Annotated in this window: 6 protein-coding genes; 3 read left to right on the top strand and 3 right to left on the bottom strand. The window is 68.2% G+C overall.

Translation table 11 applies throughout. The annotated features are described in order from the left end of the window. Nucleotides 1-186 (bottom strand): hypothetical protein (locus tag G4D83_RS47370; protein ID WP_420826708.1); only part of this gene is annotated, 186 nt, incomplete at its 3' end. A gap of 527 nt (nucleotides 187-713) precedes the next feature. Between G4D83_RS47370 and G4D83_RS44275 the strand changes: the two genes are divergently transcribed. Continuing rightward, the gene (locus G4D83_RS44275) at nucleotides 714-1,754 is read left to right on the top strand and encodes a hypothetical protein (protein WP_163871001.1); all 1,041 of its coding nucleotides are present in this window, start codon (nucleotides 714-716) and stop codon (nucleotides 1,752-1,754) included. 26 nt (nucleotides 1,755-1,780) lie between these two features. Continuing rightward, complete coding sequence (locus G4D83_RS44270) at nucleotides 1,781-2,734, top strand: hypothetical protein (RefSeq protein ID WP_163871000.1); 954 nt, start codon at nucleotides 1,781-1,783, stop codon at nucleotides 2,732-2,734. A gap of 77 nt (nucleotides 2,735-2,811) precedes the next feature. Here G4D83_RS44270 and G4D83_RS44265 read toward each other — a convergent pair whose 3' ends face one another. Together G4D83_RS44265 and G4D83_RS44260 are read right to left on the bottom strand one after the other, a co-directional pair. Further along, nucleotides 2,812-3,816, bottom strand: coding sequence for an isocitrate dehydrogenase (NAD(+)) (locus G4D83_RS44265; RefSeq protein WP_163870999.1), 1,005 nt, complete (start codon nucleotides 3,814-3,816; stop codon nucleotides 2,812-2,814). A 133-nt stretch (nucleotides 3,817-3,949) separates the two neighbouring features. Further along, nucleotides 3,950-4,726: a DUF2270 domain-containing protein gene (locus G4D83_RS44260; protein ID WP_163870998.1), complete on the bottom strand. Its 777-nt coding sequence runs from the start codon at nucleotides 4,724-4,726 to the stop codon at nucleotides 3,950-3,952. 187 nt (nucleotides 4,727-4,913) lie between these two features. On the opposite strand from G4D83_RS44260, the gene G4D83_RS44255 reads away from it, so the two are divergent. After that, entirely contained in the window at nucleotides 4,914-7,031 is a 2,118-nt protein-coding gene (locus tag G4D83_RS44255; RefSeq protein WP_240357171.1) for a response regulator, read from the top strand. The last annotated feature ends 385 nt before the right edge of the window (nucleotides 7,032-7,416 follow it).

Genomic DNA, 7,416 nt, shown 5'->3' with positions numbered 1-7,416 from the left:
GTGGGGGCCGCCGCTCGCCGTGATGCCGGAAGGCGTTGAGCACAGCCAGCTGCATAGCGAATGTTGATTCGGGCCGGCCCCGCCGCTCGCCGTGATGCCGGAAGGCGTTGAGCACAGTTTGGACTTGCCCAGCACCACCTTCACCGCCTCCCGCCGCTCGCCGTGATGCCGGAAGGCGTTGAGCACGCGTACACGTTGCTGTCGTCGTCTCGGAACAGGTGCTGCCGCTCGCCGTGATGCCGGAAGGCGTTGCGCACGACAGCCTCCGGTTCCCTGCCCCACGAGGCCTCACCGCCGCTCGCCGTGATGCCGGAAGGCGTTGAGCACTTCCCGAGGTAGTTGTTGTAGGTGCATGCTTCCGCGACATGTGGAACGTCTCTTCCCTATGTCGAAGTGCGCTGGCCCTCTGGCTCTGCTTGGTGTTGTCGTGTTCCTCGGGCCCAAGGTCGGGCGCGGCCTCCACGACGGTGGTGCGTGTCGCGGCGCGTGAACTCTCGGATGGGCGCTGGGCGCTCTCGTTTCCGCCACTCCCTCCGGTAGCGAATGCGCGAGAGCTTTCTGTCGAGGAGGCCCGAGCGCTGCTCGCCGTGTTCCAGCAGGACTTCCCTCTCGCGGAGAATGCCCGGGGACGGCGGCTCTGGGCGTCCTCGCGGCAGGTGGCCTCGATGGACTCCAGTCCCTCGGATTGGGAACCGCGGCTTCGTCAGGAGTACTTGACGCGTTTTGGCCCGTCCCGGCTGCCGCTGCCTGCTTCACTGGAGGACAGCCCGGTCCTCCTCGCGCTGCGGCTCTCACCTGGCTACATGGCCCCCGGGCTCCGGGATGCGGCGCTGGAGATGTTCCGTTCCCCGGCCTTCCTCGTGAGTGTCACCCTCGCGATGTTGGTCTATGTGGCCGCGTGGGCACTGCCAGAACCGGTGTTTTCCAAGGCCTTCGCCACGGCGGTGACCGTGAGACTTGCGCTCGCCGTGGGCGTGCATGAGCTGATTCAGCTCGGACGCATCTGCGTACGTCTCTACGAAGAGTCCATGGCCGCTCGGACCGCGGAAGAACTGGAGGCGGTGGCCGAGCGTTTCGGTGGTGCCGTGGGAGCCAGCGCGCTGCGGGTGCTGGCGCTGGTGGCCAGCTTCGGAGTCGCCAAGGTGCTGCCCCCCGTTTCCGCCGGGGGACTGGGGCCGCCGATGTGGGGGCCTTCGCGCTACGTCCTCGCCGAGGGAATGTCGCTGAATTCCGGTGCCGTGGCCCATGTCGTGGCGGATGGAACGGTCGTGGTGGCCGGAGCCCTGGTTGGGACGATGGTGGCCCCGGTGTGTGGTGGTACCGTTGTCTGCTCGATGCAGGACGAGGTCGGCTCGCCTGCGAGTGAGACCGGGCTGTCGACGCGCTATGGCGGTGCACACACCCGACGAAATCCGCCTCACAACGAGACCATCGAAAAGGAACTGGCCCGACGAGAGTCCGCGGGGCACGGTGACTTGCGCAAGAATCAGTCACAGGTCACCGCGCAGGGGCGACCGGTCCAGGATCCAAGCCCTGTAGGAGGCATCCGCTTCCGGAGACCGGACGCGTCCTCGGTACGCCCCGATGGCGTCCGTCACAACACCAACTACGTCTCCAACCCCAAGGACCTGGCACGCGAGATTGAGGCCTTCGAGTCCATGGTCCGCGCGGACCGGAAGGCCATTCAGGAGTTGTACTCGCTCGACGGAACGTTGGTCCGGCGGTACGTCCCTTCGGGAGTGAGCTTCCCTTGAGTGCTTGGGACGAGGACGGGGCTTCCATGGCATCGCGTGGCGATACAGAGATGGCAGCGGACGAGTTGATCGAAGCCTTCCATCAAGGCGACGAGTCGCGCGCGCGCGAAGCGGTCTCCCGACTGGGCTCCGACGCGGAGTCGTGGTTGGCGCGCTCGTTGGAGTCTCCGGACGCGCGGCTGCGACGTGCCGCAGTCTTCGGATTTGGCGTGCTGGGAGGTGACTCCAATCTTCGTCGTTTGGAGCGGCAGCTCGTCATCGAAGAGGCTCGCGCCGACTTGGATGGCAAGTCCGTCGCGGAGGTGGTGACGCAGGCCCTCGGCGAACTCCATGAAGCCGAGGCTCGCGGAAGCCTGACGCGTCGGCTGGAGCGGCTGACACGTGGTGCACCAGGGGCGTCGGAGCTGTACACGCTTGCGCATGCGCTCTGGAAGCGGAGGCATCCTGAACTGCTCCCGGTCGTGGAGCAGGCCTTGCGAAAGCTCACTCCCTCCGTCTCGGGCCCTCTTCAGGGGCTGCACGTCCTCTTGTCGAAGTCGCCGGAGTCGCTGCGCGAGTGGGCGGGTGACGCGTCCGTTGCGCTGGCCGACAAGACGCAAGTCCTCGCGATACTCGAAGCGGACCTGCCAGAAGCCTGGCTGCCTTCCCTCTCCGCGTTCATCCCGTCCTCGCCTTCGGATTCGAGTGCGAGTGAGCGCGAATATGCGGAGTGCCTCCTCGCTGTACTGCTGGCCCACCGGGAGCGGCTTCTCCCCAACCTGCCCGACAATGCCCGGACGAGGCTGCGCGTCCTCTCGCTAGGGCTACTCGGCTCGCAAGACCCCGACCTCTCCCTGCGCTCCGCCATCCTCCTGCAATCCGTCGGACGCCCGGAGGACGTGGCGGCCATCGAGGCACACCGTCCCCAGGACTCCGTCGGCGCCAGGGTCTTCGACGATGCCGCGCATGCGCTGCACTCCTCGAAGCCCACCCCCCACTGACATGCCAGGCACGAAAAAGCCCGGGCACCTCAAAGAGGCAACCCGGGCTCAAGTGACGGAGTGTCCCGTCGAACCGACTACAGCGCCGCGATGAGCGCGTCCGTGAACTCGCGCGTCGTCGCGCTGCCACCGAGGTCGCCGGTGCGGATCTTCCCCTCGCCGTAGACCTTGTGGAGGGCGTTCTCCATGCGCCGGGCCTCTTCGCCCATGTCGAGGTAGTCCAGCATCATCACCGCCGACATCATCAGCGCGGTGGGGTTCGCGATGCCCTTGCCCGCGATGTCCGGCGCCGTGCCGTGGACCGCCTCGAAGACCGCCGTGCGCTCGCCGATGTTCGCGCCCGGCACCATGCCCAGGCCGCCCACCAGACCCGCGCACAAGTCACTGACGATATCGCCGTAGAGGTTCTCCAACACCATCACGTCGAAACGCGTCGGGTCCCTCACCAGCTGCATGCAGAGGTTGTCGACGATGACTTCCTCGTACTGGATCTCCGGATACTCACGGCCCACCTTGCGGCAGCAGTCCAGGAACAGACCGTCCGACAGCTTCATGATGTTCGCCTTGTGCACGCCGGTCACCTTCTTGCGACCGTGCTTCTTGGCGTACTCGAAGCCGAACCGGGCAATGCGCGTGGACGCCTTCTCGGTGATGATCTTCAGCGACTCCACCACGCCCGGGACGATGATGTGCTCCAGGCCGGCGTAGAGGCTCTCCGTGTTCTCGCGAACCACGATGAGGTCCACGTCCTCGTAGCGCGTCTTCACGTTCTTCACGCTCTTCACGGGCCGCAGCGACGAATACAAATCCAGCCGCTTGCGCAGACCCACGTTCGCGGAGGGCAGACCGCCGCCCACCACCGTGCCCGTGGGGCCCTTCAACGCGACGCCGCTGCGCAGCACCGCCTCCACCGTCTCGTGGGGCAGGTTGGTGCCGTACTTGGCCACCACTTCCGCGCCCGCGTCCTTGTGCTCGAACTCGAGCGGAACCTTGAGCGCCTCGAGGACGCGGATGGTGGCCGCCATCACCTCGGGGCCGATGCCGTCTCCATTGATGACCGTGACAGTGCGCGTGTTCGCCATGGGTGCGGATTCACAGCACAAATCCCCCGGACTCGAAAGGACGAAAACGGCCGGAGTACAGGGCCAGGCATGGGGTCCATGAGCCAGGGGCCAGTTGGAGGGCTCCCAGGAGCGCCCCGGGTGAAACAGGCCCTCAGTGCTCGGACGCCGAGTCTGGCCGCCGAGCGGGCCGCCGGGTGGGCCGGTGCCTCCTGCGGATGGCGTAGGGCCGGTAGAACGACTCCCACAGCGCGGCGCGGCGCCCCCGGGGCCGGGTCCGCAGCTCCCCCAAGGGGGCCCGGATGAAGAACGAGGAGATGAACAGGTACGTCGCCGCGATGGTGATGAACACCAGGATCAACATGACGATGGGCCCTGGAATCCACGCCACATGGGCCCGGGTGACGAACTCCAGGAAGTCCACCGGGGGCTTCGGGTGGCTGTAGACCTTGAAGAACCACGTCACCAACAGGACCATCAGGATGGGCCCATAGGTGCGGTTGAGCCGCGTGGAGATGGCGGACAGCAACGAGAGCTGAATCTGCGGGCGGGACATCTCCACCGCCAATTCGCGCAGGGCGTCCGGGTCCACCGGCTCGCGGCGCAGCATGGGCGCCCACCAGCCGTCCTCCAGGAGGCGCACGCGGCGGTTCCACAAGTCGTAGTAGCGGTAGCGCCGCGCCTCGACGAGCAGGAACGACACCACCATCCAGATGCCGACGAGGAAGGTGACGTGCGAGCTCTGCGGCGTCGCGAAGCCGAAGGAGATGACCGCCGCCGTCGTGGTCAGCGCCCAGTTCGTCGTCGTGTCCAGGCGCGTGCGCCAGGTGTCGGAGCGGCTCAGCTCGCCCCGGAAGAGCTGCGCCATGGCCTGCTGCGACAGCCACGGCGACTCCAGCAGGTCGTTCTTGGTGGGCTCGTTGAGGGGCATCCGTTCCCGGAAGGTGGGCCGGGGGGCGTGTCGATGCAACGGCTCGCCCGCCTGAGCGCTCCCGGCATGCGTGCCCGGTTGGATGCCCCGCCTCCCTGGTGAGCGTCCAGGCGGCCTCGGTCCAACGGGGTTCACGTGGTGGCATCGTGCCTCGGGAGCGGGCGGCCAGGCGGGGGCACGGGTGGCCATGGCGGGCGGGCGTGCCCACCTTGGCGACTTGAACGTGGCTCGACTCAATCCCATCGAAGCCCTGTCGGAGCTGCTCCAGGGAGAGCAGGAGCGCGTGGCGCGCCTGTGGGCCAAGCGCCTGCGCGCGGAAGTCTACGAAGTGGAGATTCCGGGCCGGGACTTGCGTGCCCCGCTGAGGCGACTGGTGGGCGAGATGGCGCGCCTGCTCAAGGACAGGGGCGAGGACGCGGTGCGGCTGTGGCCGGAAGTCGCCCGCTCCCACGGCGCGGACCGGTACACGCAGAACTTCGAGCCCGAGGACCTGACGCGCGAGTTCAAGTCCCTGGAGTCGGTGCTGCTGCACGTCTACGCGCGCCACCACGGTGGACTGATTGAGCCGGAGGTCGCCGGCCTCATCTCGGAGCTGGTGTGGGAAGGGGACGCGGCCGCGCAGGCGTCCTACGCGCGCATCCTGAAGACGGAGGAGGTGCGCTTCCGCGAGGCGGCGGTGATGGAGTCGGTGCTCAACCACGTGGACGTGGGCATCCTCCTGGCCGAAGTGGACGGCACCGTGTCCTTCGCCACGCCGCCGGTGAGCCGGCTGATGGGCGTGCCCATGCGCGCGGTGGTGGGCGGGCGCGCGGTGAACACCGTGTCCCCGGTGCTCACGCAGGTGAACGCCCGGCACCTGACGGGAGAGCCCTTCAAGGTCGCCGACATGCCCTTCGTCCGCGCGCTCAAGGAGCAGGGCCCGGTGCGCGGGGTGATGATGGTGGTGGAGCGCCCCGGCGGCGGCGAGGTGACGCTGGAGATGAGCGCCACGCCCGTCTGGGAGGAGGAGGGCGAGCTGGCCGGCGCCATCCAGACCTTCACCGACCGCACCGAGTCCGCGAACAAGACCAAGGCCCTGGAGAGCGCCTATGGCGAATTGCGCCGGCTCCAGGGGCGGCTGCTCCAGCGCACCCGACAGCAGGCGCTGGGGCAACTGGCGGGCGGCGCGGCGCACGCGCTCAACAACTTCCTCAACGTGCTGCGCCTGCGCATCACCCTGCTCCAGCGCGAGTACAAGCCCGAGCACCTGGAGGCGCTCGACAAGACGGTGCAGCAGATTGGCGAGCTGGTGGCGCGACTTCAGGAATTCAACGTCCAGCGCACCGAGGAGCGGCCCATCGACGTGAAGGTGGACCAGACGGTGCGCGAGTCGCTCGAGTTGGCGCGCGGCGAGCTGGAGCAGCGCGAGCACCCCGTCTACGTGGAGCTGGAGCTGCACGACCCGGGCGCGGTGCGCGCGGACGCGGCCTTCTTCCGCGAACTGGTGGTGAACCTGCTCCTGGCGGCGCGCGACAGGATGGACGAGGGCGGCCACCTCAAGCTGGAGACGCGCAGGGAGAACCAGGAGTGGCTCACCCTGCGCATCCAGGACGAGGGCCCGACGTACGCGACCGAGGAACTCAGTCACCTGTTCGACCCGCTGCGCAGGGACCCGGGCGCGCCGCAGCTCTCGCTGTACCTCGCGGTGGCGCGCGCGCAGGTGCAGCGCTGGGGCGGCGAGCTGACGGCGGAGAACGCGACGACGGGGAAGGGCGCGGCCTTCGTGGTGCGGCTGCCGCGCGTCCATGAGCAGTCGTCGACGTACGAGCCCACGCGCACTCCGCCGGCCGGGACGAAGGCCGTGGCTCCGGCGGCGCCTCGGCGCTTCCAGCAGACGCGCCGCGTGCTGGTGGTGGACGACGACCTGGACAACGCGCGGATGATGGCCGAGGTGCTGGGGGAAGAAGGCTACGAGGTGCAGGTGGCCCATGACCCCCGCGTGGCGCTGGACATGTGGGACCGGCGCCGCTTCGACGCGGCCCTGCTGGACGCGGTGATGCCGGAGATGAGCGGCTGGGAGCTGGCGCGCGCGCTGCGCGAGAAGTCGCCTCAGGCGCTGCTCGCCATCGTCACCGGCATGGACGTGCGCGGGCAGAACCGCGCCAACCTGGCGCTGGTGGACGCGGTGTTCCGCAAGCCCATCGACGTGGGCGCGTTGGATGACTTCCTCGCGCAGACGGAGGGCGGCTCGGGCGGTGAGGCCGCGCAAGCCGCCGGGGAAGCTCCCAAGCCCCTCAGCGACAGTCCCGACACACAAAGACACTGAGGCCGCCCGGGCCCTGGCGCACAGACCTGGAAGGCATCATGTGGGTCCAAAAGGTGGAGGGGCAACGGGGGCCGCCGTCGCCTGGAGACCCTCACCGGCCGCCTCGCGGGCGGTAGCGGCGTCACCTGAGCCGCGCGCATGTCGGGCACGGACGACTCAGGTCGGGTCAGGACGTGCTCCACCGCGACTTTCATCGCGGCCTTCATTTCGTCCTGGCGGTGAGTCACCTCACCATGTGGAACGCCGAGGGACTTCGCCACGTCCACGAAGCTGAACTCGGGATTGCTCGGGGTGCGGCACCTGTCTGCGAAGCAGGCGAATCCTGCCTGCCGGGTTTTGTGCAAGCCATCCACCCCTGGGGTATGTGAGTGTTCTCTTTCGTCGT

Source organism: Myxococcus eversor, assembly GCF_010894455.1.
GTDB lineage: Bacteria > Myxococcota > Myxococcia > Myxococcales > Myxococcaceae > Myxococcus > Myxococcus eversor.
Note: the sequence above shows the minus strand (reverse complement) of the source record. Positions and strands in the feature narration are given on the sequence as shown.

Bases quoted from the DNA above. Each gene is read 5' to 3' on its own strand.
- G4D83_RS44270 (WP_163871000.1), top strand. From the start codon at position 1,781: ATGGCATCGCGTGGCGATACAGAGATGGCAGCGGACGAGTTGATCGAA.
- G4D83_RS44265 (WP_163870999.1), bottom strand. From the start codon at position 3,816: ATGGCGAACACGCGCACTGTCACGGTCATCAATGGAGACGGCATCGGC.
- G4D83_RS44255 (WP_240357171.1), top strand. From the start codon at position 4,914: ATGGCGGGCGGGCGTGCCCACCTTGGCGACTTGAACGTGGCTCGACTC.
- G4D83_RS44260 (WP_163870998.1), bottom strand. From the start codon at position 4,726: ATGCCCCTCAACGAGCCCACCAAGAACGACCTGCTGGAGTCGCCGTGG.